This window comes from Sporanaerobacter sp. PP17-6a, assembly GCF_900095615.1.
GTDB lineage: Bacteria > Bacillota > Clostridia > Tissierellales > Acidilutibacteraceae > Acidilutibacter > Acidilutibacter cellobiosedens.
Genome location: NZ_FMIF01000001.1, coordinates 166297 through 191807, shown reverse-complemented (window position 1 = coordinate 191807; position 25511 = coordinate 166297). Strand labels below are relative to the sequence as shown.

Here is a 25511-nt window from a genome sequence, read left to right as displayed (position 1 = left end):
ACAAAAGTTAATAATTTTATTCTGTCAAAGCAATTTCAAAGATTTATGGGAATACTGACAACGTAGGGTTATTGCGAATATAAAAAAGATATATTATACTATCTCTGGTATCTAAAAATATTAGAAGGGTGTGTTAGAATATGAAAAAAAGAATAGCAGCAGTTATTATGGTAAGTATCATGATTTTGAGTTCCGCCACACAAGTCCTGGCTTGCACAGGAACAATCATCGGAAAAGATGTTTCTGCCGACGGAAGCACGCTTATAGGAAGAACCGAGGATATAGACAGCGCTCATACAAAACAGTTCGTTGTACATCCGAGGACTGAATATAAGTCAACAGACATATTTAAGGACCCTGTAACCGGCTTTAAATATCCTCAGCCTAAAGTATCTTATAAATATACAGCAGTACCAGATTCTGAAATAGAAGAGGACGGTATTTATGCAGAAGTGGGATCCAATGAATATGGAGTATGCATCGATGCGACCGTTTCCGCAAGTCCCAATGATACTGTCTTAAAATATGATCCATTAGTTGAAAACGGATTAAGAGAAGCTAATATTCCGACAATAGTACTGCCAAGAGTGAAAACCGCTAAAGAGGGAATAAAACTTGTAGCTTCAATAGTTGAAAAACAGGGCTCTGCAGAAGGAAATATACTTGTGATAGCTGATAAAAATGAAGTTTGGTATATGGAAATTCTCTCAGGACACAGATATGCGGCAATAAAGTTTCCTGAAAACGTTGCCGCGGTATTTCCAAATTGTTATATGTTAGGATATGTTAATTTGCAGGATAGTAAAAATGTAATTGCTTCAAAAGATCTTTTAACATTTGCAAAAAACCACGGATTTTATAAAGAATATAAAGGTAAATTTCATATTGCTCTATCCTACGGAGAACCTTTAGAGCAAGGAAACAGAGACAGACTCTGGGGAGCACAAAATTTGTTGGCTCCAAGCAAAAATATTTCTTATGATTCACAAGTATTTGATTTATTTATAACTCCGGATAAAAAAGTATCTTTAAAAGATCTAATGGAACTTCAAAGATACAGATATGAAGGAACTAAGATAGATGCAAATCTTCCCGAAAACAAAACAGTACGTCCTATAGGAACTGAAAGACAAGCAGAATGTCACATAATTCAACTAAAAGATAAATATCCTACAGAACTTGGAGGAATCATGTGGCTGGCAATGGGGAATGCCGAACATTCCGTGTATCTTCCTACTTACGGAAATATAAACGATACTCATAAAGCTTATAAAGTAAAAACAGCTAATTACAGTCCTGACTCAGCTTATTGGATATTCAGAAGTCTAAGTACATTATCAGAACTTGATAGGGATAAATACGGAAAATCCGTAAGAGAATACTGGAGTGATTATGAAGATAATCTTATTGCCGAGCAAGAAAAAACAGACAAAAAAGTGCTGGAAATCTATAATAAGGACAAAACCAAAGCCGCCGAATATACTACACAATTAGGTATAGACATTGCTGAAGATGCAATGTCAAAGGCTAAGACAATATATGAAGAACTTTTTACTTACGTATCAAGAGAAGCAGGCAGACCTAATAAGACACCTTTTGTGCCTTCCATTTCAGCTGTAGAACAAGACGTAGCAAAATAAAAGTCTAACCAATAATGGCACTGCTCTTTGCAGTGCCATTATTATAAAATCTTTAAGCTCTATTTACAGAACCAAATAGTACCATCTTTTCCTTTACTTTTGCCTTAATAGCCTCAAAGCCAGGTCCTAATAATTTACGGGGATCATAGCCCTTCCCTACTAAATCCTTACCATCTTCGATATATTTACGAGTAGCCTCTGCAAAAACTAATTGACATTCGGTATTTACATTAATTTTAGCAACTCCCAAAGAAATAGCCTTTTTTACCATATCATCCGGAATTCCTGTCCCTCCGTGTAATACTAAGGGAACATCTACGGTTATCTTTCTTATTTTAGCTAAAACATCAAAATTGAGTCCTTTCCAATTTGCAGGATATTTACCGTGAATATTTCCAATACCGGCAGCCAGCATTGTAACGCCTAAATCGGCTATTCTTTTACACTCAGCAGGATCAGCCAATTCTCCTTCACCAATTTTTCCGTCTTCTTCTCCTCCTATGGCACCGACTTCGGCCTCCAAGGAAATCCCTTTTTCCCTTGTGATCTTTATAAGTTCCTTTGTCTTCTCAATATTTTCTTCTATAGGATAGTGAGATCCGTCAAACATAACTGATGAAAAACCAGCTTCAATAGTTTTAAGGGCTCCTTCATAACTGCCATGATCCAAATGCAGAGCCACGGGTACCGTAATATTTAACTCTTCAAGTAATCCATTAACCATTCCGACTACGGTCTTATATCCTCCCATGTATTTCCCTGCACCTTCAGAAACTCCCAAAATTACAGGCGAATTGTTTTCTTGAGCCGTTAATAAGATCGCTTTGGTCCATTCCAAATTATTAATGTTAAAATGTCCCACGGCATATTTCTCTTTCATGGCCTTATTCAGCATTTCCTTAGCATTAACCAATACCATTTTATATTCCACCTCTCAAAATATTATTTAACAAAACTTTACACTTTAAAAAATCATAATATACTATAGCTCTATGTCTATTATAATTTATTATTAGTATATTTTACAGGCTTTATTGTAAAAATAAAAATTTTGTAATAATAAAACTACTACCCTGCTCTATTTTTCTGAATTATTAAATTCTTTAAATATTTTGGACAAAATCATATAACCTATATTAAAATAGAATTAGCGGAAACTAACATTATTAATAAATTTTTATTTAAAATTAGGAGGATGATGGCGTGGAAAACAAAACTATTGTAAAATCCGTAAGCAAAGAATCACTTCTTTTACTGATTGGAATTATTGTTTTTTTTGCTCTTTTTATAAGTATAATGGGTGCTACTAATACGTTTAAGACAATGATAGCTACTGCCCACGATCTTATCTTAAATACTTCATTTTTCATTATGGGGGTTGCAATACTGGCAAGTGCTTTTTCTGCCGTGTTATCCGAATTCGGAATTATTTCAATAATGAATAAAATTTTAAGTCCAATTATCAAACCTTTATTTGATCTGCCCGGAGTAGCCAGCCTTGGAATTATTACCACATACCTTTCCGATAATCCTGCAATTATTTCATTAGGCCGTGAAAACAATTTCAGAAAATATTTTAAAAAATACCAGCTTCCGGCTATTACAAACCTTGGGACAGCCTTCGGAATGGGATTGATTGTATCAACATTTATGATTTCTCAGGCAAAGGATGGAGAAAATTTTTTAGTTCCGGTTATTATAGGAAATATAAGTGCAGCCATAGGAAGCATAATAAGCGTAAGATTGATGATGAAACATACAAAAAGGATTTACGGTACCGAAGAATATGTAACATCAAAAGATGACAGTTCCTATGACATAATGGAATTCAGAGAAATAAGAAATGGAAGTGTATTTCAGAGATTTCTTGAGTCGTTGCTGGACGGCGGTAAAGAAGGTGTCAATCTGGGTTTATCAATTATTCCGGGAGTCGTAATCATCTGTACGTTTATAATGATGCTTACCAACGGTCCTTCTCCCGACGGAATGTATACAGGAGGAGCCTACGAAGGAATCAGGCTTCTTCCATATATAGGAGAAAAATTGAAGTTTATTTTAAATCCTCTCTTCGGATTTAAACACCCTGAGGCTATATCATTTCCAATTACGTCTTTGGGAGCCGTAGGTGCCGCTCTGGGCCTCGTACCAAAATTTTTAGAAGAAAACCTTATCGGTGAAAATGAAATAGCTGTATTTACTGCAATGGGAATGTGCTGGAGCGGATATTTGAGCACTCATGTAGCAATGATGGATGCCTTAAATATGAGGGAGCTGACGTCAAAAGCCATAATAAGCCATACCATCGCCGGATTGTGTGCCGGAATAATAGCTCATTTTATATACATAATATACGCTTTTATATTTTAGATATAATAGCCTCCAGTTTAACGTTATACACTTAATTGGATAAGTCATTTACTTTCAATAATAAATAATATTAAAAACGCTTATATCAATGTAACTTTTTTGAAGCCCATTTAAGTTAAGTATAAATTAATAAAAAATACTCATCTTCTTATAAATTGAAAAGAAAGATGAGTATTTTTATATCTTACATTCTCACTTTAAGGCTTCAATACCACTTTTATTGCTTCTCCGCTTCTTGTAAGCTCTACGGCTTTTTCTATTTCCTTCAGCGGCAGAACATGAGTTACAAACTTCTTTGCATCCAGCCTCCCAGACGTTATAAGAGAAAATGCCTTCCTTGCCTGTAAGTTACTGTATCCATAATGTCCTATCAATGTTAAGGTATTGTAATGTATAATATTTGTATCTATATTTGTCAATTTCCCCTTCGGCACTCCTCCGAAAAATATTACGGTACCTTTTTTACATGCCATCGATATAGCCTGATTTTGTGCATCGGTAGATGGGCAGGCTGATATTACTTTTTCTGCTCCCCATCCTCCTGTTATTTCTCTTACTTTGGCTACGGGATCTTCTTTTGACGAATTTATCAGATAATCTGCTCCAAATTCTTTTGATTTGTTTAACCTTTCTTCCGACTGCTCTATTGCTATTACCGCTTTCGCTCCTCTTATCTTTGCAAGAGCCGTATGAAGGCATCCTATCGGCCCCATTCCTATAATGGCCACAGTATCTCCTAAAGTTATGCTGCAGTTTTCCTGACATGCATAAACCGATGATAATGGCTCCGTGATAACTGCCTGTTCATATTCAAGTTCATCCGGAATACTAAGTACTACTCCATTTTTTAATACTTTTTCTTCAAGAAGCATATATTCTGCATAGTCTCCCTGGATTTCCGTACCTATAACAGTTAAATTCTCACATAATTCTTCGTATCCCAACCTGCATGCTTTACATTCATGACACGGTACTACAGGAGAAACATACAGCCTGTCTCCTGCTTTAAACTTCTTTACGTTCTTCCCTGTTTCAGCTACTTGTCCTGTTATTTCGTGCCCTATTATCTGAGGATATTTAACCTTATAATGTCCGTAAGTGATAGTTCTTATATCCGATCCACACAATCCTATAGCCTTAATTTGAAGTAAAACATCATTATCCCCGCATACTGGCTTATCTACTTCTTCATATCTTATATCTTTAGGTCCATAAAGAACCATAGCTTTCATTTTTTCTTTCATATTCAAGCCTCCTTACATTGTCTTAAATTTTACTTCTGAAGGATATTTCCACTTTTCAAGTTCTTCTTTGGGAAGAATATTAGGTTCTTTTAAGTTATTCAAAGTTAAAGTAATATAATAAATCTCCGCTATTTCTTCCAAATACTGAGCCTTCAGAAATGCATCCTCTATATCATTTCCCACTGCAATAGCTCCGTGGCTTTCCATAAGACACACGTCGCTATACTTCAATGTATCTGCAACATTTTGTGCCAGAACTTGAGTTCCAGGCCTTCCATAAGGTGCGACAGGTATCCTTCCGTTTTTACTACAGTTATTACATTCATATATTATCGGAGGTATTTCCTTCCCCAAAACGGAAAAAGCAGTCGCGAAGCGAGAATGAGTATGGGCCACTGCCATTACATCCTGTCTTGTCTTATAGATTTCAAGATGCATCAAAATTTCACTTGAAGGCTTATATTCCGTTTTCATTTCTATTACATTGTCATCCAAATCAACAACGGAAATATGTTCGGGAGCTAAAATCTCCCTTGAAACTCCTGAAGGGGTTATGACAACATATCCTGTCTTTTCATCTCTTATACTGAAGTTACCGGATTTATGTTTACACATGCCCGATTTATCCGCTTTCTTCGCTATTTTAACAACCTTCTCTTTTAATTCTTCAAGCATTTATTATCATTCCTTTCAAAATCAATTTAAATTTCATTTAGTCAAATATCCAATAATTTTTTCGCAAACTTCTTCCATTCCTATTTTAGTTACAAAAGCCGTACCTAAAACAACAGGTCTATTAACTTTAATATTATTAGGTCCTATTAAAACAATGACAGTGGGATCTAAAGCATTAAAGTCAGCCTCATATACGTTAACTCCTTTAACCTCCGCATCAATTTTTCTTTTTTTACAGTAGTCCTTTATAAAATCAACTGCAAATTCTGTTTTATGATGTGAAGTCCCTGTAGCAACTACTACCTTATTTTTCATACATATATCTCCTTTGAAATTAAAATTTACTAAACAAGGAAAGATGTCCGAATCTAACAATCAAGAACATCCGTCCTCGTCCAGGTTATTTCAATTTTCGCTGTATTGTTTATATTGCTTCTTTATATCATTTCTAGTCCATATCCACATGCCAGCATATATAATTAAAGCAATCAATCCTATTATAAATGTCTTGCTGCTAATCAATTTCAGCAATATCCATAATGTAACGTGGCAGCTCATATCAATTCCGGAAATCATTGTTGCGCCCTTCGGGAAAGCAAAATTTACTGCATGTCCTAAGGTTGTAGTTAATGCTCCCAAATCTGTTGCGATATAAAATACCCCGCACATCGTTATAATTGAATTTATCAGTCCTCTGAAAACATTCCCTTTGGTGGCTGCTACTGCCCAGATAACTGTAAAGGGAAGAACAGCCAAGTCTGCAAAAGGCAACATTTTATTATAAGGTAAAATAACCGATAATATTATGGTAATAGGTACCATCAGCAATGCTACGGCCATATTGGAAGGATTACCAATGACCACTGCGGCGTCTAAACCTATATAAACTTCTCTTCCCGGAAACTTTTTGGAAATAAAATTCCTGGCTCCTTCGGAAATTGGCATCAACCCTTCCATAAGAAGCCCTACCATTTTAGGCATCAGGACCATTACTGCTGCCATCTGAACTCCTAAGGTCAATGTTTTGGCTAAACTATACCTTCCCAAAGCTCCCAACAGTATTCCCAATACAAGCCCGATTGTAAGAGGCTCACCAAATATACCCATCTTTTCATTGATTGTTTTTTCATTAATTACTATTTTATTAAAAAATGGAATCTTATCTTCTATTTTATTTAAGGTATACATTATCGGGGCAAAGTTGACTGTTTCCCCATGAGGCAGAGAGATGCCGGGAAGCCCGAAATAATTTTCAACAACGGGTGCCGTCCAATCCGCAAGTTTAAATATAACTACGGTATTTATTAAAGTGGCTATTATGGCCAAAATCATATTATTATTTGTTGCATAATATACCATTGCTCCAGGAAATATCAAATGCCAATAATTCCAAATATCTACATCCATCGTTTTGGTGAAATTAAAATAAAGCAGAATCATATTAAATATAAAAATAATTGGAATCAAGATAGCCGCCAATGGTGTGGCAAAGGTTATAGCCGCTCCTACAGGCCATCCTACATCAATAATATTTAAATTAATTCCCAATGATTTAATTAAAGCCTGAGCCGCCTCTCCTACGGATTCACTCAATAATCCTATAACCAGATTTAATCCGACAAAACCTATTCCTATAGTTATTCCTGATTTAAAAGACTTTTTAAACCCTTGTCCCAAAATTAAGCCGAAAATAATCATAATAATCGGCAGCATAGTAGCTGCTCCTAAGTCAAGAATCCAATTAACACCTGCTTTTACAGCTTGTAAAAAATACATAATTTTACCTCCTTTTTTATTAGGGTATTATGGCATATTTAATGCCTTCCTGTCTGCCAATACTCTCCAGTGCATCAATTGTTTTTGATAATGGATATTCTCCCGTTATGAATTCACTTCCGTCAACCTGCCTTGTTGCAAGAATATCAAGAGCTTTTTTTATATGATAAGGGGTATGGTGATACATAGCTTTTATCTTTATTTCTTCATAATGAAACTTGACGCAATCAATTTTAAAATAAGTTCCCTTCTTCGTCCCTCCAAAAGTGAGTACCTGTCCACCCGGCCTTATCATATTTATTGCATTTTCCCAAGCTTCTGGATATCCAGTTGCCTCTATGGCCACGTCAACACCTTTTGATTCCTCCGTTATGTCTTTAATTCTTTGAGGATAATCTTTATAGGATGCATTTATTGTTTTTACTGCTCCAAATTTTTCGGCTTGTTTCAGCCTATATTCCGAAAAATCGGCAGCTATTACTCTTGCCCCCTTCAAAGAAGAAAGTTTTACAAACATCAATCCTATGGGGCCGCATCCTATAACTGATACTGTATCACCTAATTTAATATTGATTTCATCTATTCCGTGAAGTACGCAAGCAAGAGGTTCGACCAAAGCCGCTTCTTTATAATCAAGGTCATCGGGAATATGAAGATAGTTATATTTTAATATTTGACTCGGAATCACTATATACTCGGCATATGCCCCGTTTAAATACTGAAGATTCTCACATAAGCTATACTCTTTCCGTTTGCAAAAATAGCAGTGAAAACAAGGGACTGAATTAGCTCCAACGACTCTGTCTCCCACTTTAAAGTTTTTTACATTTTTACCTACTTCAACAACATCTCCTGAAAATTCGTGGCCAAATGTTGAAGGAACTTTTTGTATTATTGTCGGATGTCCTCTCCTATATGTTTTTAAATCCGTTCCACAAGTTGTAGCAGCTTTTATTTTTACAAGGATTTCATCATCACCCGGTCTCGGAACATCAATTTGTTCAAACCTTACGTCTTCTGGTTTATAAAATACTTGTGCCCACATCTTCTCTTTCATTTATAATTCCCCCATTCTATAATTCATTACAAATTTATCCACCATAGTTACTGCTTATCCATATTCCGCAAATATTCTGCAATCTTATTTATCAGTTCTTCCCTGCCAAATCCCGTTAAAAACGGAAGTCCACTGAATTTCTTTATACCTTTTATAACTTTATCGTTCAGAGGAGTAGTATAAACTATTACATCGGGTTTAAACATTTCAACATTTGTTTCAACCTCTATAACTTTACATTCCTTCACTTCAACGCCTAATCCCTTTTCTCTTAACATATCTCTGCAGCTCTCAGCAGCTACTGTTGATGTGGCAATGCCTGTCCCGCATACGGACAAAATCTTAAATTTTCTCACAGTCTCACCTCTTTTGGATAACACCTTCGAATTTTAACTATAAATTTTCGTTAATGATTTTCAATAATGCATCCACATTATTTGCTTTATAAATATCATTTAAAAGTTCGGTGTTTTGAATAATTTTCATCAATTTCTGAAGTAAATCTACTTGAGCATTGCCATCCTTCATGGCTAACATGAAAATTATCTTCACATCTACTTTATCCTTCTTTTCACCTCCCATCATATTAAATTCAACAGGATATTTAAGGGTTGCTACGGATATCATAGGGCTGTTAACATGCTCAACATCAGTATGGGGAATCGCTACCCCGAAGTCTCCTGATTGCAGTCCTGTAGGAAACACAGCCTCCCTTTTCAATACGTTATCTATAAATGATTTTTTCACATATCCTGCTTTTTCAAGTTTATCTGCCATCTCTTGAAGTATTACTGCTTTGTTCTTTTCTTTGACCTTTAATAATATAACTTTCCTATCAACTTTAAACTCAAATGCCACTTACTATAACCTCCTTAATTTCTGCCTTAGTCTTACATATTTGCAGTCTGTTAAATATTCTTTTATCATTTACCAATTTAAATAACCTCTTGAATTTTTCTCTGCCGTAATCATTAATGGCAAGCAGAAATATTATATTGATTTTTATATTTTCACACCATTCAATAGAATTTTGTAATTTTATTACTGCAATGGATTCTCTTTTTACTTCCGTTGGATCGCCGTGGGGTATTGCTACATACCTATTCAATAAAGTAGGAGATAAATTTTCACGTTCAAAAACCGACCATTTATATTCGGAAGTAACATATCCTTTTTGTTCCATGGAACAAAGTGCTTTATTCAATATTTCCTCCTTTGATTTAAAGCCTTTATCCACAAATATAAGATCATCCATAAAAAGTTCCTTTATAGAAACATCATTTATCTGACTTCTTTTATAATCAATTATGTCATCCTGTTTATCAATTATATTTTTAAGCAGTTTTACGCCCTTAAGGTTTACTATTTCTGTTGCTGAAATAAAAGGAATATTCCTTATATTTAAATCTATTGTTCCGACTATTGCAAGGATATTTTCATCATTAGAAAGTTGTTCCAAATCCTTGTATATATCATCAGTCAGGTATCCCTTACATATAAGATCTGCTTTTTTATCTAAATCAGGTAAACTATCCATTACACGTTTCTTTAATAATTTGGCCGCTCCATTTCCTGTAATGCAAATAAAAACAATTGCGGGCCTCAATTTACTATCTTCTTCCCCTGTAACTTCCAAATCATAATTGTGTTTTTCCTTTTCAATAGAATCTGCAATATTATCTAAAGTAGCCTCAGGAAGAACGGATCTTCTTATAGCTTCAATTACCATTAAGGTATTTACTCTTGAACAAGTCCTCACTGGTATACCTGTCTTTTCAGAAATTATTTTTCCGAAGCTCACAAGTGAACCCATATCCACAAGAAGAAGCACTCCTTTCCCTCTGTCTGCTTTTTTAACAATTGTTTCAGTTCTTTTAAGAGCTTCACTTGGGGATTCGTTAAAAGACATGTCCATAGAACATGCATGGTTTTCACCTATTAACTTAGTGGCAACATCAAGCATTGATCTTGCTACCTGGCCGTGAGAAAGTACAACTATTCCTATATAATTATCATTTAAAGTGTTCTTTTCGGAATATGCTTTTAAATACATGGCTATAAATGCCACTTCATCTTCAGGAATCTCTATATTAAGACACGAAGATGCTATTTCACACATTTCTTTAGCTTTACAATATTCTTCATGATATTTTTTTTTAATCTCCTTAAGTTGAGGATTATAAATAGTCTTATTATGAAGAATCCTTTCATAAGATGCGGCAAGGTGAGTTGCCAAGCAGTAATACAACGTTTCATCCTTATATTCGGGGCTGTCGTTTATGGTACTCATCATGCTGTCAACTGTATATATTATTTTGTGCCCTACTATTTGTTCCAAATCGTTTTTTATAATATTATGCCTGTTGCCCTTAACTTTTTGAACGAGCTGTTGGATATTTCTTTCAAGGTCATCTGCAATCAACTTGTTAATAATTTCTATACTTATATTTTGAGCTTTAAGTTTTTTATATCTGTCTTCTATTTCTCTGTATATATCAGCGGGAAGCGCATAAGAATTTTGTTCTGCTGCATCATTTCCCCATTCATTATTAGGAAATACTTCTAAATTCTTACTTATAAATTTGGATATATTCTTCCTATTTTTATTTATCTCTAATATTCCTTTAGCCACTTCACCGGACAGATGAGATATGTCTACGGTTACATATTTTGTTCTCTTTGAAATGTGTTCAAGAAATCCTCTTGCACATGCCACCTCTATATCCGATTTGAGTTGGCCTATATTACCTTTAGCATCATATAAAAGTAAAGCTTCAATTACATTTAACAAAACAACTATTTTAATATTGATTTTCATAGCTTCTTGTTTAAAAAAATTTATTATCATATTATATCTCTCTTCAAGAGGTCTGCTTTTTAAACCAGGAAGCTCTATAAACATAGGAATTCTTCTTCGAAATGTAGAAAGCAAATATGATTCAACATCTTCCGAAGTAGCAGCAATTATCATTATATTCACTTTTCTTGTCTCATCTACTTCTCCCATCCTTCTAAACCTGCCTTTGTCTATAATAGAAAATAATATTTCCTGACCTTCCGGAGGAAGCCTATGTATTTCATCCAAGAACAATATTCCTTTATCTGCTTTTTCTATAAGACCGATTTTATTAGTATCTGCACCTGTAAATGCCCCTTTGGTATATCCAAATAGCTGTGAGAGAAGAAGTTGGGGATTATCTACATAATCGGCACAGTTAAAAGAAATGAAAGGTGAATCTGCAGCTTTTATACCTGTCTCTATAGAAAATTTATACATACATTCTGCCAGTTCACTTTTTCCGACTCCTGTTTCTCCATAGATTAATGTATGTAATCCATTTGGCGGATACAGTATAGCAGCTTTAGCCAATTCAACCTGAGGCCTCAGACTTCCATTGGCCCCTATAAACGAATTGAAAGCCATATCCTTTTCTTCATTTCTTAGATTTATCCCATTTTTAGGGGAAGTTTTATTTACAACTTCTATTTTGTTTCTATTAATTTTAAATTTCTTTTCGTTCTTAATAAATTTCGATACGACATTTCTGCAAATTTTAAAACCTTTTTTGTTAAGTTGCAAAGTCAAGGCTCTTTCAGATATTGAAGGATCATCTTTTAATATTTCTTCTATGTTTTTTGTCAGTATTTCTCGTCTTCTTTCCCTACAATCTCCTATGCTGAGAGACTCTCTCATTTTCGATACCTTGGCTCTGCTGATGCCTAACATTTTTGCAATTTCGGAATCTGTCAATGGATTTCTTTTATCCTCTTCATTAATTAATTTGATTAAAAATTCCATCTTGTTCTCCTCTCCTATTTACATTATTTATAATAGCAATTACTATGCCATATAAGTGGTCATCTTTGATTAAAGACAGCATTATATTGGCAAACGTTTGTCCAAACTGGATTTGTAAAAATTTTTTTATTATTCAATATAACAGACTATTTCATTTAATGCCAATGTTATATAATTGTCTATTATATAAAAAATCTTTCGTAAACCTTATAAAACAAGTATAACGATGTAAAAAACCATGTTTTAAAATATTCATCTCATTTGCTTTATAAAACAAATGAGATGAATGGTCTTGATTGCATATTATCTTTAATGCATTTATCACCATTTTCTGACACCTATTAATCTTTTTTCTGACAGCCATATTGATTTTATTTGGCAGTCCAAATATCACAATATTAAGATTCCCAGCATAGTTGCAGTTTGTCAGTATTTTCGGAATATCTATGGTTTTTACATTGCTTTCTTTCTATTTATTGTTTATACTGGTATGGAATAAAAAAATGAGATTTAGCAGTTGAGTTATACAGTTCTAATCATATTTATATTGAGGGGGATAAAAATGGATTTTTCAAAAGTTAAAATAGAAATATATGTCCCGCAAGAATATATTGAAAGTTTAAGGGATGAGCTGACGAAAATCGGAGCTTGCCAAATCTGAAAATATGATCACGTTATTTCCTTTTCTAATGTACAAGGTTATTGGCACCCCTTGCTTGGAAGCAGTCCTTTTAACGGAGAAGTTGGTACCATAAATTTCGGTTCCGAATGTAAACTGGAAGTCCGCTGTCCAATTACGAAAGTTAAGGATGCAGTAGCTACAATTAAAAAAATTCATCCTTATGAGGAACCTGTAATCAATATTATTCCTCTGATAAATGATATGTTTGAAATTGAATAGCTTCATAAAATGAACAGAATATGGAATAAAGTATTTTAATCATTGAATTTTACTATATTTTGAGATAATATGTAATTAATCCATATTATAAAAGCGGAGGAGAAGAATATGGGAAATTCAACTATATTAGGTTCATTAGGCTTAGGGCTAAACATAGGTTGGGATTTAATAAAACTGGCCATTTTATATTTTGTAATAAAATATGCAGTTAAATCCGCTATAAATGAAAGTCAAATAAAAAGCAGGCAGTAAGTCAAACTGCCTACTTTTATTTTTTTATAACTTCTTTCCCGCCCATATACATTTGAAGAGGCTTAGGAATTGTAACGGAGCCATCTGCATTAAGGTTGTTTTCCAAAAATGCTATCAGCATACGGGGCGGTGCGACTACTGTATTATTAAGAGTATGTGCAAGATAGTTTCCCTTTTCTTTACTTCTAATACGAATACCAAGACGACGCGCTTGTGCATCTCCTAAATTTGAACAGCTTCCAACTTCAAAATATTTTTTCTGACGGGGTGACCAGGCTTCCACATCAATACTTTTTACTTTTAAATCTGCTAAATCACCTGAACAGCATTCTAAGGTACGTACGGGAATGTCCAAAGAACGGAAGAAGTCTACTGTAATATGATATAATTTTTCAAACCACTGAGGACTTTCTTCCGGTTTACAAACTACAATCATTTCTTCTTTCTCGAATTGATGGATACGGTATACTCCTCGTTCCTCAATGCCATGAGCACCTACTTCTTTTCGAAAACAGGGAGAATAACTGGTTAATGCTTGAGGAAGCTGTTCCTCATCTAAAATTGTGTCAATAAATTTTCCAATCATGGAATGTTCGCTTGTTCCGATTAGATATAAGTCTTCTCCTTCAATTTTATACATCATATTTTCCATTTCTGAAAAACTCATAACTCCGTTTACCACATTGCCGCGTATCATGAAAGGCGGAATATAATAGGTAAAACCTCTATCAATCATAAAATCCCGTGCATATGAAAGAATAGCGGAATGAAGACGGGCAATATCACCGCAAAGATAATAAAAACCGTTTCCACTGGTTTTTCTTGCACTATCAAGGTCTATTCCATTAAGTCTTTCCATAATATCAACATGGTATGGTACTTCAAAATCAGGAACAATGGGTTCTCCAAACCTTTCACGTTCAACATTTTCACTGTCGTCCTTTCCGATGGGTACGGACGGATCTATTATATTTGGAATAACCAACATTCTTTCCCGAATTTGACTCTCAATATTATCTTCTGACATTTTCAAATCAGCAAGTTCCTGTGCAACATCTTCAACTTGTTTTTTCTTTTTTTTAGCTTCTTCTTTTTGTCCTTTGGACATTAAAGCTCCAATCTCTTTGCTAATAGAATTCCTCTGACTCCTGAGAAAATCACTTCTTGTTTTTGATGCCCTAAATTGTTCATCTAATTTTATTACTTCATCTACCAATACAAGTTTTTCATCTTGAAATTTTTTTCTGATATTTTCTTTTACTATTTCAGGATTTGCCCGCAAAAATTTAATATCTAACATTTTTCTCCTCCTCATATACAGTATTTTAAATAAAAAAAACCTTCCAATCTCATATAATAAATATGGGACGGAAGGATCCGCGATGCCACCCAAATTGTCAGCACATAAGGCTGACCACCTCTAAAACGTGCAATAAAGGACACATTCCTTCGATTTTTCATCGACAGCTCTAAAAGTGGAAAGGCTTAAATTCTAACCGGTTCACAGCAAGCACCAGCTCTCTGAATAGATTTGTAAGCCGAAGTTTTTATCATCGCTCATATATATTTTTGTACTACTAAATTATATCTATTATATACAATTCGAAAATAATTTACAAGTAAAAAATCTTCTAAAACATGGTAATTGCTTTATCTCATCTTTAGTTCTTCTCTTCATTCTCCGCCTTTTTTAACATATCCCAGATTTCTTTAAATTTCTTCCGGAAATTAACCGGTTTCATCTCTTTGTTCACAAAAGCATGCTCGGTAAAACCTTCGGCTAACAATAAATTATCCTTCTTTCTTATAATATTATATTTTAAATTAAGCCTTACTCCTTCCATTTTTTCAATTTTAGTTTCAATAATGATTTCATCATCGAATTTAGCAGAATATATATATTTACATCCTGTTTCTATAACCGGAAGAAATATGCCCTGGGTCTCAAGGTATTCACAGGTATAACCCATCTCTCTAAAAAATTCGTTTCTTCCGACTTCAAACCATGTAAAATAATTTCCATAATAAACTACACCCATTTGATCCGTTTCTTTATATCTGACCCTTATGTTTGTACAATTTTTCACAAATAACCCGCCTCTCTTCATTCAGCATACAATCAATTAATAATACTCCGATGATATTATTATATCACTTCAATCTTTCTCAAACAATCAAATATATTTACTTGCTTCTTTAACACTAAGTTTCGATAGTTTATTATTCTGCAAAAAACTTCTTACCCATTCTTTATTAGTCTTTGAATATTCTCTTAATGACCATCCTATTGCTTTATTTACGAAAAACTCATCTGTATTGCAATTAACTAATATTGCCTTACTCAAAATATCAATATCAGTATTCTCTTTATATTTCAGTTGAAAATCGATAGCTACTCTTTTTAACCAAATGTTATCTGAATAAATCCATTTTAAAATAACGGATTTTTTTAGTTCAGGATATCTAAGGCACATATCTCCAACAATAGCATCGAGGCAATCTACACTATCCCACCAAGAATTTGTTACAATTAACTTTTCAATATTGTCAATATCTTTTGATATGAGTTTAGCTTTCAATAATAAAAGATAATCCAAAGCTAAATAATGAAATTCTCTTTCCGGCATGTTATAACACTTAAATACAAAAGACCAATCAATATACATATCTTTTTTGTGCTGCTTAAGAAAATCTTTACTTAATCTTGCTCGCTCTGGTTTTGGTATGCCAAGGAAATGAAATTTATCCTTCATATATGCAGACATTTTTATTGAATTTTCCGTATCATTGGAATTATAGAAGGTTTGAAAAATATCCATTTATAAACCTCTCTTTTCATCAAATTTACCTATATCATGAGTAAATTATCAATGTCCTTAAAATCATAATTATCTATTATTTCTTTATTTACAATATTATACTTATTTGTTATTTTGTATACTTTAGCATCTTCATCACTCTTTATGATTCTAAATTTATTATTTCTAACAACTAAAGCACAATTATTTTCTAATGCAATGCCAACTATATTTTGTGACTTCATCATATCATCAAAACCTTCCCTTCCTTCTTCATTATAATGGGGACAGTGAATCGCATTTATCAATCCTAAACCATTGGCACGAATATAATCCCAATGTCCCTCACTATTTCTAAAAGAATTACTATCGCTATGACCATATTTAAACCAGCATATTGAACCTGCATTAAGTCCGGTCCCCACCAACATAAATAATGTCTGCAGAAAAAATTTTTTTTGAATTTCTTTGTCTGCTATATCTGATGTTAAAAGTAATAGTGAATCAATCTTGCAGCCTAATTTATCACCATATACATAATTAAATATATCTTTAGGTTCATTCATTTGCTGTTGGTACAAACAAAGCCTTAGGGTTCTCCTTTCCTGCCAGTTTCACAATATATTCATCAATGAGAAAAGTTTCTAAATCCTTTAATTCCCCTCCACCAATTGCAACTATAGCTTCCATATTATAGTCATCCAAATAAATAGAATTTAGTTTCAAGCTTAATAACAAGGTTTTAATCAATCTATGACAATTTAATTAGAACAATATCAAATATCTTGATATTATTCAATGCATTCATCAAAATCAAAACAATTTATAAGGAAATTTATATAATTATTTACTTGAAAAAATTTCTGGAAAAGATCAGGTATTTGTGAGTATAACAATTAAGATTGCTACTTTTATTCCTCAATAGGTATTATAAATCTCTTTGAAAGAACTCTATTATCATGCGCTATGTGAAAGTTTCAATTCCTTATAGGTATTATAAATTTGGTTTTCGTGGTCATATTCCTGTTCTCTTTTATCAAGTTTCAATTCCTCATTAGGTATTATAAATCTGAATTTGAAAAATTGGAGGTGGAGTAGTGGAAAAGTTTCAATTCCTCATTAGGTATTATAAATACGATTGTATTCAAATATTTAAAAGCAAAAATATTATGTTTCAATTCCTCATATATATTCTAATTATTTACAATAATTCCACATCTTTATTATAAATAATATTATAAATTAATTCTAATTGTCAATGTACATTATACTATATTATAATATTATCTTATATAAAATTAATAAAAGTTTTACCTAATAAGTTGATCTTACATTATTACATATAATTGAAGCAAACTTTTAAATAAGACATCTATATTCTTAATGCCATTCATATGATTTTCTTATATACCTATATTACTTAAATATACAAAAATGTCATCAAACTTCAGTCTTCTATATCATTTGAAGTTGACGACAATTTTTGTATACATCAATATATATTTATTTCTAATATATTCCCTGTTCATTTAATTTGGATTTATATATCCCAACCAATTCATCCTCAGTAACATCCGTACTTGGTTTATCCAATATTATTTTTCCCCTATCAAGCATAATAATCCGATTGGAATAATTTATAGCATCTTTCATGTTATGGGAAATCATTACAGTAGTTATGGAACATTTTTTGATTAATTCTTTGGTCTTTTTCATTATAACTTTGGAAGTCTTTGGATCTAATGCTGCCGTATGTTCGTCAAGCAAAAGCAGTTTAGGATATTTCATGGTTGCCATTATAAGAGAAAGAGCCTGTCTCTGTCCTCCTGATAGAAATTTTACTTTTGTATTTAACTTATTCTCTAATCCCAAATCCAAATCTTTCAAAAGTTTTTTATATGAATTTATTTTATCCTTCTTTATTAATTTTTTTAAAGTAAATTTTTCTCCCTTTTTATCTGCTAAAGACATGTTTTCCAATATTGTAAGAGATGAGGCTACCCCCATAGATGGGTCCTGATATACTCTTCCTATATAAACGGATCTATCTTCTTCTTTTAAAGAAGATAAATTTATATCGTCCAGCATTATCTCACCGTTATCTGATAAAACACTGCCGCCTATCATATTGAGAAGAGTGCTTTTTCCGCAACCATTAGAGCCTATTATTGATACACATTCCTTTGACTCTATTTCTAAATTAAGCTTATCAAATATATTTATTTCATTTTCTGTTCCAATATTAAATGTTTTTGATAAATTACGTATTTTCAACACTTTTCTTCACCCCTCTCTTATTTCTTAAATCCGGTAAATGTACTGCAATATTATTATAAGCTATAAATATTATCACTATTATTGCATTTATCGCCCTGAGGGCATTAGGATCCAACCCCAAATCTATAGCAATTCCTCCTATAATTTTATATACTATGGCTCCCAATATAGCCCTTGTAGTATTTTTTACAGCATTTGAACTTTTCTTTATAGTATCTCCTATTATAATAGATGCAAGGGCAACTACAACAATTGAACTTCCCATTGTTATATCGGCAAATCCTTGAATCTGGGCCATTAAGCTTCCGCTCAATCCTACCAGTCCATTGGAAAGTACAAGTCCCATTGTTTTATATTTGTTACTATTTGCTCCAAGAGATCTTACGAGAATTTCGTTATCTCCCGTAGTTATTAGCAAATACCCGATTTCTGTCTTCAAAAACATATCCAATGAAACTTTTACCAGCAGCACTATAACTATCAGTACAAAAAGAGCTGGACCCATATCAAATATTGAACCGTATTTATACAGCGGAATATTTGATTTACCGTTTATTTTAAGATTCACAGAATACAATATGCTTAAAGTCAGTATCCCTGCTAATAAGGGCTTTATTTTTAACTTAATAAATAATATTGAAGTCAAAAGTCCTGCCGAGCATCCAAAGCAAAAAGACATGAAACTGCTTAATATAGGACTAACTCCCATAGAAATAAACTTCGCAAATATAAAAGCTCCCAATGGAAAAGTCCCTTCAACAGAAAGATCTGCAATGTCCAATACTTTATAAGTCAGTACCACTCCCATGGCTAAAACCGCAAATATCAATCCTTGTTCCAAAGATGTCAAAATCAGCGAATTCATTGTTTATCCTCCAGTTTCATCTCAAATTTATTTATCAACTATTACAGCATTTTTAAAAACTTTTAAATTCAAATCCAGGCCTAAGGCTTTTAGTGTTTTTTTGTTTACTTTTATTACGGTTTTATCTGCTGTGCCTACAGGTATAGATGATAAATCTTCTTTATCTACAAGTATTTTTTTTGCCATTTCTGCTGTCTGCTTTCCCAGTTCATAATAGTCAAGTCCATTTGTTGCAAGAATTCCATCATCTACTGCAGCCGCAAAGCTGGAAACGGAAATCATTTTATTTTCTATAAGAGACTTAGATACCAGCTCTATAGACGAAGCTACAGTATTATCTGTAATCAGATATAAGGCATCTACCTTTTTAACTATAGAATCTATTCCTTGTGGTAATTCATTTACATTGGTTACTCCAACGGTTACCACCTTTAATCCTGCTTCAGGAGCTAACTTTTTCACTTCTTCTATTTGTATTTCAGAATTCGTTTCACTTGTATTATACAATATACCTATGGTTTTTATATCAGGATCAATTTCTTTAAACATTTTCAATTGGGAGGCAATAGGAGCTGCATCAGATGTTCCCGTTATATTTCCCCCCACATTTTTCATATCATCAACTATTTCAGATTTCACCGGATCAGTTACCGCACTAAATAATATTGGAATATCGGAAGTTGCCTGCTTAGCACTCTGGGCTGCAGGAGTTGCTATAGCAAATATTAGATCTACTTTATCTTTTACAAATTTTTGAGCTATGGCAGATGATATTGGGATGTCCCCTTGAGCATTGCGGTAATCTATTTCTGCATTAACTCCAAGTTCTTTCAGACCATCTTCAAATCCCTTTCTCGTGTCATCCAAAGAAGGATGTTCAGATAACTGGCTTATTCCAATTTTAAATACTTTTTCTCCATTACTGCTCACTTCTTTACTGTCCTTACCACAACTTGTCATAACTAACGCGATAAGTAAAATCAATGTTACCAAACTTACTTTTTTCATTTAATATCCTCCTCTTATAATATTCGTTAGATCAAATTTATTCGGGCAATAAAAAAATCCTTCATTCCTATAAATACAGTCTTTAACTGTAATTATAGGGACGAAGGATTTAATTCCATTCCGCGGTACCACCCTTATTATGACAACACCGTCATCACTCAAATCGGACCTAACAGTCTTATCCCTTGTAACGATGGGCTTTCGGATTTGCCTAATAGAATTAATCGTTTAGCAAATCTGCTCAAGAGGGAATATTACATATCATCTTAATGTTGGCTTCCACCTTATCCAACTCTCTGTAAAAAAGATTAAATATCTTTCTCTCCATCACAGCATTTATTTATAATGAATATAATCATAATACTTTATCAATATGAAGTCAATACTTTCTAAACTTTTTTTAATAATTTCATAAATTTTTTTTAACAATGTAATAATTAAACATGGTTTCAATAACATTTAGACAAAAATTAAAAGAATATTAGGAAAGTTTCAACGTTAAAGTATCTTCTGCTATTTTAGAATAATGGTTGGTTTAACATTTGAAAAAACAATTCCGTTGTGCTATATTTACACTTATAAACAGATGATAATTAAAATAAAACAAGGAGGTTAATTATGAAAGAGAAAATTTCCTTTGAAAATTTAAAAGAGTTTAAAGACAATTTTGAAAGTGACAGAGCCAACAAAGTTGCAATGAATGCTGCAGCTACAAATGGAGTTATAAAGGCAGCAACAAATCCGCTGGTATTCAGTAATGTAAGACATAATTTTTCCATAAATTTGGAACAGGGAGACATTACCAATCAAAAACAAAGCGGAAGATGCTGGATGTTCTCTGCCCTCAACACTATGAGGTACAGAATTATAAAAAAATTAAATCTAAAGACATTCGAACTGTCTCAAAACTATCCTCTATTCTATGACAAACTTGAAAAATCCAATTATTTTTTGGAGAGCATACTGGAAACATTGGATGAAGAAACTAACGGAAGACTGATTTCATTCCTGCTGACAGCACCTTTAAATGATGGAGGACAGTGGGACATGTTTGTAAATTTGGTAAATAAATATGGTGTGGTGCCAAAATATGCAATGCCGGAAACCGCAAATTCCGAAAATACAAGAGAAATGGACGGTTATCTTACAAAACTTTTGCGACAGTATGCATGTAACATAAGAGAAGAATATAAAAAAGGCACGACGGTAGAAAACCTTCGTAAAGAAAAGAAGAAATACATGGAAAACATCTATAATATTTTGTGTATATGTCTCGGAGAACCTCCAAAGATTTTTGATTTTGAAGTAAGAGACGAAGATAAAAAATATATATGCGATAAAAACATTACCCCGGTAAAATTCTTTGAAAAATATGTAGGCATGAATCTTGACGATTATATAAGCCTTATAAATGCACCAACAGCAGACAAGCCTTATCATAAGACATATACAGTTTCCTATCTTGGAAATGTAAAAGAGGGAAGACCTGTAAAGTACTTAAACTTAGAAATTGATCAGCTTAAAAAGGCAGCAATTGCTCAGTTGAAAGATAATCTCCCGGTATGGTTCGGATGTGACGTTGGACAGAGCAGCCTTGGAAAACAAGGGATTCTTGATCTTGATGCTGTAAAAGTAGGTGAACTCTTCGGAACGGAATTCTCCATGACAAAAGCTCAGAAGTTAGATTATGGCGAAAGTCTAATGACCCACGCCATGGTGTTTATGGGCGTTGATCTTGACGAAAAAGGAAATCCCATACGATGGAGAGTTGAAAACAGTTGGGGAAAAGACGTTGGAAAAGACGGATATATGGTAATGAGTGACAAATGGTTTAATGAATATATGTATCAGGTAGTTGTAAATAAAAAATATCTTCCAAAAGAACTTCAAAAAGAGTGGGAACAGGAACCAGCTAAATTACAGCCATGGGATCCTATGGGCTCTTTGGCAGAATAACAAATCTAAAATTCTAAAAAGCATTAAAAAGATGATTACCTTGATTCAAAGGAATCATCTTTTTAATTTATGCCCAGCTTTTTGACCTTTCTACCGCCTTTTTCCAACCAGCGTACAGTTTTTCCCTCATTTTCGGAGTCATCATAGGCTTAAATTTTCTGTTTATGCCCCAATTCTGAACAATTTCTCCTTTTGATTTCCAAAAATCCACTGCCAGCCCCGCCAGATAAGCTACTCCTAATGCTGTTGTTTCCGTTACCTCTGGTATCTCAATATTAGCATTAAGTATATCAGATTGAAACTGCATCAGAAAATTATTGGAAGCTGCTCCCCCGTCTGCTCTAAGCGTCGTCAGGTTAATTTCCGAGTCGTTTATCATTGCATCTATAACATCTTTTGTCTGATATGCTATAGATTCAAGGGTTGCTCTTATTATGTGGTTTCTGTTGACTCCTCTTGTAAGTCCAACTATAATACCCCTTGCATGCATATCCCAATATGGCGCTCCAAGTCCAGTAAATGCCGGAACCAAATATACTCCGTTTGTATCATCTACTTTAGATGCAAAATAGTCAGAATCCGCCGCATCATGAATTATCTTCAACTCGTCTCTCAGCCACTGAACTGCAGCTCCTGCCGAAAATATAGAACCCTCAATGGCATACTCCACTTTGTTGTCTATTCCCCATGCTATTGTAGTTATAAGCCCACTTTGAGACTTGACTATTTTATCTCCCGTATTCATAAGCATAAAGCAGCCTGTTCCATAAGTATTTTTTACCATGCCCTCCTGAAAACAAAGCTGCCCAAAAAGTGCAGACTGTTGGTCTCCCGCTATACCTGATATCGGTATCTCTTCTCCAAACAATTCCTTATCGGTATTTCCATAAATTTCAGAAGACTGCCTTACCTCTGGAAGTATGGAAGAAGGAATATTTAGTTCTTTTAAAAGATTTTCATCCCATTTAAGGCTTTTAATATTAAAAAGCATTGTTCTTGAAGCGTTTGTATAGTCGGTTATATGAAGTTTTCCCCCTGTCAGTTTCCAGACAAGCCATGAATCAATATTCCCAAATAATATATCCCCTTTTTCCGCCCTTTGCCTCACTCCTTCTATATTATCCAAAATCCATTTTATTTTCGTTGCTGAAAAATAGGCATCAACTATAAGGCCTGTATTTTCCCTTATATAATCAGAAAGACCCGCTGCTTTTATTTTATCGCATAGATCTGCCGTTCGCCTGCATTGCCATACTATAGCATTATAAACGGACCTACCCGTATTTTTATCCCACAGAACTGTCGTTTCCCTTTGATTTGTAATACCTATGGAAGCAATATCTGAAGGACTCAACCCTACTTTTTGTATCGCCTCTTTTGCAGCTTCTATCTGGGTTTTCCATATTTCCTCAGGATTATGTTCAATCCAGCCGGGATGGGGATATATTTGAGTAAATTCTTTTTGAGACAAACTTATTATATTTCCCTTCTTATCAAAGAGAATGGCTCTCGAACTGGTAGTGCCCTGGTCTAATGCAAGTATATATCTTTTACTCATAACAAAATCTCCTCTGAATATCTAATCTTTTAAATTTATTTTTTTCAATCAATAACTTTTGTTTTCAAAAAATTTGCGATTACTTTGTCTAAACAAATACAGTACAAGCAATATTGTTGCAAATGTTATGACAGTTATAATCGTAAAAACATCTATATGCATCATATAATCAGAGATTCCATCGGGTAATAAATCTATCATCCACGCATAAATCTTGTCTCCAAAGAAAATGCCTAATCCAAAGAAGGTTTGATATACTCCCATTGTCATCTCACGAACATTCTTTGCATATGGTTCCATTACAACTCCAATCAAAATATTATAAGTCAATCCATATCCAAAACCGCTTAAAGCATGGGTAAAGAATATAACCCACTGATTTGTAGTAATAGTCAATGTTAATGAAAATATGCCACAAAGAGCAAGTCCAAGAATTAAGGTATTTCGAATACCTATCTTCTTTTTAAAATACAATCCTGCCAGAACGCCTGCAACTAATTGAAAACTGCTGTAAATAAAATCAATATATGCAATCAGAAAATCGCTCATTCCAATTTCTTTTAAGCGAACAAAAGCAACTAAATTACTACCGCTGGAACTGAATTTAATAAATGATACCAATATTCCCACTGCGCTTAGAATTAGCAAACGCTGATCACTAACTACTTTTTTGAATCTCTTTAGCGAAAAATTTCTTGTAGGTTCTTTATTATCTTTCACAAATAACAAAAATATTAATGTGATTAAAGATAAAACAGCACTTACTATCCACATTTCGCCATAATGCTTAATATTACCTTTAGTTGCTGTATATTGTATGGGGGACATAATAAATTCCGCCAATAATGGCGCAACCGACAAAATTGACACAGACATCATGGCTTGATTGCTGTCAAAAGTTTCGGCAAACAATACGTTAAACAAAGACAACATCGATGCGCTAATTCCCAATGCCAATGAAGACAATAATAATGAATAATAACCGGGTTTAAACACTACATAAACTGATGTAACCAGTACAGCACTAACCGCAAATAAAATCAGAGCTTTACGGGATTTAAAATAATCGCTCAGAGCAAATACAGGTAAGCGAATAAAAGTTGATATCAATCCATATGCAGCAGCAATATTGGCAGCCAATGTTCCTCCTAATGCCAGTCCTCCTATATCAACAGGTGCCATTGCATAAGCCTTACGATAAGAACGTACAATATTAACAGCAGACCAAAATAAAACCAATAAGATAAAAATCAAGCATTGATACCGTGTTAAATGATATTTTTTATACAAAAATATCGACAGTATAATCGTTGCTATAATAGTTATTCCATAAATTAA

At 33.5% G+C, this 25511-nt stretch carries 24 protein-coding genes and 1 other annotated feature; of the genes, 5 read left to right on the top strand and 19 right to left on the bottom strand.

Annotated features, from left to right (window positions below):
• Positions 1–140 precede the first annotated feature (140 nt).
• Positions 141–1640, top strand: coding sequence for a C69 family dipeptidase (locus tag PP176A_RS00820; protein ID WP_071138540.1), 1500 nt, complete (start codon positions 141–143; stop codon positions 1638–1640).
• A 52-nt stretch (positions 1641–1692) separates the two neighbouring features.
• On the opposite strand, the gene fba is transcribed toward PP176A_RS00820, so the two are convergent.
• Positions 1693–2559: a class II fructose-1,6-bisphosphate aldolase gene (gene fba, locus PP176A_RS00815; RefSeq protein WP_071138539.1), complete on the bottom strand. Its 867-nt coding sequence runs from the start codon at positions 2557–2559 to the stop codon at positions 1693–1695.
• Between the two features lie 284 nt (positions 2560–2843).
• On the opposite strand from fba, the gene PP176A_RS00810 reads away from it, so the two are divergent.
• Complete coding sequence (locus tag PP176A_RS00810; protein WP_071138538.1) at positions 2844–4007, top strand: CD0519/CD1768 family membrane protein; 1164 nt, start codon at positions 2844–2846, stop codon at positions 4005–4007.
• A 197-nt stretch (positions 4008–4204) separates the two neighbouring features.
• Here PP176A_RS00810 and PP176A_RS00805 read toward each other — a convergent pair whose 3' ends face one another.
• The 8 genes from PP176A_RS00805 to PP176A_RS00770 all read right to left on the bottom strand — a co-directional run bounded on the left by PP176A_RS00805 (position 4205) and on the right by PP176A_RS00770 (position 12558).
• Positions 4205–5251, bottom strand: coding sequence for a zinc-dependent dehydrogenase (locus PP176A_RS00805; RefSeq protein ID WP_200795933.1), 1047 nt, complete (start codon positions 5249–5251; stop codon positions 4205–4207).
• A gap of 12 nt (positions 5252–5263) precedes the next feature.
• Positions 5264–5926, bottom strand: coding sequence for a class II aldolase/adducin family protein (locus tag PP176A_RS00800; protein ID WP_071138537.1), 663 nt, complete (start codon positions 5924–5926; stop codon positions 5264–5266).
• Positions 5927–5959: 33 nt separating this feature from the next.
• Positions 5960–6241, bottom strand: a complete 282-nt coding sequence (locus PP176A_RS00795; RefSeq protein WP_071138536.1) for a hypothetical protein — start codon at positions 6239–6241, stop codon at positions 5960–5962.
• Between the two features lie 90 nt (positions 6242–6331).
• On the bottom strand, positions 6332–7702 hold the full coding sequence (locus PP176A_RS00790) for a PTS galactitol transporter subunit IIC (protein WP_071138535.1): 1371 nt from the start codon (positions 7700–7702) through the stop codon (positions 6332–6334).
• Positions 7703–7721: 19 nt separating this feature from the next.
• A complete protein-coding gene (locus PP176A_RS00785) occupies positions 7722–8759 on the bottom strand; it encodes a zinc-dependent alcohol dehydrogenase (RefSeq protein ID WP_071138534.1) in 1038 nt (345 codons plus the stop codon).
• Between the two features lie 47 nt (positions 8760–8806).
• Positions 8807–9115, bottom strand: a complete 309-nt coding sequence (locus PP176A_RS00780) for a PTS sugar transporter subunit IIB (RefSeq protein ID WP_071138533.1) — start codon at positions 9113–9115, stop codon at positions 8807–8809.
• A 37-nt stretch (positions 9116–9152) separates the two neighbouring features.
• Positions 9153–9617, bottom strand: coding sequence for a PTS sugar transporter subunit IIA (locus PP176A_RS00775; protein WP_071138532.1), 465 nt, complete (start codon positions 9615–9617; stop codon positions 9153–9155).
• Positions 9607–12558, bottom strand: coding sequence for a sigma 54-interacting transcriptional regulator (locus PP176A_RS00770; protein WP_071138531.1), 2952 nt, complete (start codon positions 12556–12558; stop codon positions 9607–9609). The genes PP176A_RS00775 and PP176A_RS00770 overlap by 11 nt, the downstream gene beginning before the upstream one ends.
• Before the next feature lie 712 nt (positions 12559–13270).
• Between PP176A_RS00770 and PP176A_RS16300 the strand changes: the two genes are divergently transcribed.
• Together PP176A_RS16300 and PP176A_RS16140 are read left to right on the top strand one after the other, a co-directional pair.
• Positions 13271–13459, top strand: a complete 189-nt coding sequence (locus PP176A_RS16300; protein ID WP_200795932.1) for a hypothetical protein — start codon at positions 13271–13273, stop codon at positions 13457–13459.
• Positions 13460–13567: 108 nt separating this feature from the next.
• The gene (locus tag PP176A_RS16140) at positions 13568–13711 is read left to right on the top strand and encodes a DUF6019 family protein (protein WP_159429020.1); all 144 of its coding nucleotides are present in this window, start codon (positions 13568–13570) and stop codon (positions 13709–13711) included.
• Positions 13712–13727: 16 nt separating this feature from the next.
• On the opposite strand, the gene serS is transcribed toward PP176A_RS16140, so the two are convergent.
• The 8 genes from serS to PP176A_RS00730 all read right to left on the bottom strand — a co-directional run bounded on the left by serS (position 13728) and on the right by PP176A_RS00730 (position 20659).
• The gene (serS, locus tag PP176A_RS00760; RefSeq protein ID WP_071138530.1) at positions 13728–15011 is read right to left on the bottom strand and encodes a serine--tRNA ligase; all 1284 of its coding nucleotides are present in this window, start codon (positions 15009–15011) and stop codon (positions 13728–13730) included.
• A 361-nt stretch (positions 15012–15372) separates the two neighbouring features.
• On the bottom strand, positions 15373–15798 hold the full coding sequence (locus PP176A_RS00755; protein ID WP_200795931.1) for an acyl-CoA thioesterase: 426 nt from the start codon (positions 15796–15798) through the stop codon (positions 15373–15375).
• Positions 15799–15885: 87 nt separating this feature from the next.
• Positions 15886–16530, bottom strand: a complete 645-nt coding sequence (locus PP176A_RS00750; protein ID WP_071138528.1) for a DNA alkylation repair protein — start codon at positions 16528–16530, stop codon at positions 15886–15888.
• Positions 16531–16559: 29 nt separating this feature from the next.
• On the bottom strand, positions 16560–17090 hold the full coding sequence (locus tag PP176A_RS15755; protein WP_200795930.1) for a Type 1 glutamine amidotransferase-like domain-containing protein: 531 nt from the start codon (positions 17088–17090) through the stop codon (positions 16560–16562).
• Positions 17068–17199 carry a Type 1 glutamine amidotransferase-like domain-containing protein gene (locus PP176A_RS16000; protein WP_143037617.1) on the bottom strand — a complete coding sequence of 44 codons (132 nt, stop codon included), beginning with the start codon at positions 17197–17199 and terminating at the stop codon, positions 17068–17070. The genes PP176A_RS15755 and PP176A_RS16000 overlap by 23 nt, the downstream gene beginning before the upstream one ends.
• A gap of 819 nt (positions 17200–18018) precedes the next feature.
• Positions 18019–18786 carry an ABC transporter ATP-binding protein gene (locus PP176A_RS00740; RefSeq protein ID WP_071138527.1) on the bottom strand — a complete coding sequence of 256 codons (768 nt, stop codon included), beginning with the start codon at positions 18784–18786 and terminating at the stop codon, positions 18019–18021.
• A complete protein-coding gene (locus PP176A_RS00735) occupies positions 18770–19651 on the bottom strand; it encodes an ABC transporter permease (protein WP_071138526.1) in 882 nt (293 codons plus the stop codon). The genes PP176A_RS00740 and PP176A_RS00735 overlap by 17 nt, the downstream gene beginning before the upstream one ends.
• 27 nt (positions 19652–19678) lie before the next feature.
• Positions 19679–20659: an ABC transporter substrate-binding protein gene (locus tag PP176A_RS00730; protein WP_071138525.1), complete on the bottom strand. Its 981-nt coding sequence runs from the start codon at positions 20657–20659 to the stop codon at positions 19679–19681.
• Between the two features lie 93 nt (positions 20660–20752).
• Positions 20753–20999: a binding site (T-box leader), on the bottom strand.
• Positions 21000–21277: 278 nt separating this feature from the next.
• Here PP176A_RS00730 and PP176A_RS00725 point away from each other — a divergent pair.
• Positions 21278–22615 (top strand): aminopeptidase C, encoded by a 1338-nt coding sequence (locus tag PP176A_RS00725; RefSeq protein WP_071138524.1) that lies wholly within the window; start codon positions 21278–21280, stop codon positions 22613–22615.
• 67 nt (positions 22616–22682) lie between these two features.
• On the opposite strand, the gene glpK is transcribed toward PP176A_RS00725, so the two are convergent.
• Positions 22683–24173 carry a glycerol kinase GlpK gene (glpK, locus tag PP176A_RS00720; RefSeq protein ID WP_071138523.1) on the bottom strand — a complete coding sequence of 497 codons (1491 nt, stop codon included), beginning with the start codon at positions 24171–24173 and terminating at the stop codon, positions 22683–22685.
• Between the two features lie 48 nt (positions 24174–24221).
• Positions 24222–25355 carry an MFS transporter gene (locus tag PP176A_RS00715; RefSeq protein WP_373419494.1) on the bottom strand — a complete coding sequence of 378 codons (1134 nt, stop codon included), beginning with the start codon at positions 25353–25355 and terminating at the stop codon, positions 24222–24224.
• Positions 25356–25511 lie beyond the last annotated feature (156 nt).

Coding starts and splice junctions, on each gene's coding strand:
- PP176A_RS00820 (WP_071138540.1), top strand. CDS start 141: ATGAAAAAAAGAATAGCAGCAGTTATTATGGTAAGTATCATGATTTTG.
- fba (WP_071138539.1), bottom strand. CDS start 2,559: ATGGTATTGGTTAATGCTAAGGAAATGCTGAATAAGGCCATGAAAGAG.
- PP176A_RS00805 (WP_200795933.1), bottom strand. CDS start 5,251: ATGAAAGAAAAAATGAAAGCTATGGTTCTTTATGGACCTAAAGATATA.
- PP176A_RS00800 (WP_071138537.1), bottom strand. CDS start 5,926: ATGCTTGAAGAATTAAAAGAGAAGGTTGTTAAAATAGCGAAGAAAGCG.
- PP176A_RS00795 (WP_071138536.1), bottom strand. CDS start 6,241: ATGAAAAATAAGGTAGTAGTTGCTACAGGGACTTCACATCATAAAACA.
- PP176A_RS00790 (WP_071138535.1), bottom strand. CDS start 7,702: ATGTATTTTTTACAAGCTGTAAAAGCAGGTGTTAATTGGATTCTTGAC.
- PP176A_RS00785 (WP_071138534.1), bottom strand. CDS start 8,759: ATGAAAGAGAAGATGTGGGCACAAGTATTTTATAAACCAGAAGACGTA.
- PP176A_RS00770 (WP_071138531.1), bottom strand. CDS start 12,558: ATGGAATTTTTAATCAAATTAATTAATGAAGAGGATAAAAGAAATCCA.
- PP176A_RS16140 (WP_159429020.1), top strand. CDS start 13,568: ATGGGAAATTCAACTATATTAGGTTCATTAGGCTTAGGGCTAAACATA.
- serS (WP_071138530.1), bottom strand. CDS start 15,011: ATGTTAGATATTAAATTTTTGCGGGCAAATCCTGAAATAGTAAAAGAA.
- PP176A_RS00750 (WP_071138528.1), bottom strand. CDS start 16,530: ATGGATATTTTTCAAACCTTCTATAATTCCAATGATACGGAAAATTCA.
- PP176A_RS16000 (WP_143037617.1), bottom strand. CDS start 17,199: ATGGAAGCTATAGTTGCAATTGGTGGAGGGGAATTAAAGGATTTAGAA.
- PP176A_RS00735 (WP_071138526.1), bottom strand. CDS start 19,651: ATGAATTCGCTGATTTTGACATCTTTGGAACAAGGATTGATATTTGCG.
- PP176A_RS00730 (WP_071138525.1), bottom strand. CDS start 20,659: ATGAAAAAAGTAAGTTTGGTAACATTGATTTTACTTATCGCGTTAGTT.
- PP176A_RS00725 (WP_071138524.1), top strand. CDS start 21,278: ATGAAAGAGAAAATTTCCTTTGAAAATTTAAAAGAGTTTAAAGACAAT.
- glpK (WP_071138523.1), bottom strand. CDS start 24,173: ATGAGTAAAAGATATATACTTGCATTAGACCAGGGCACTACCAGTTCG.
- PP176A_RS00715 (WP_373419494.1), bottom strand. CDS start 25,355: ATGGCACCTGTTGATATAGGAGGACTGGCATTAGGAGGAACATTGGCT.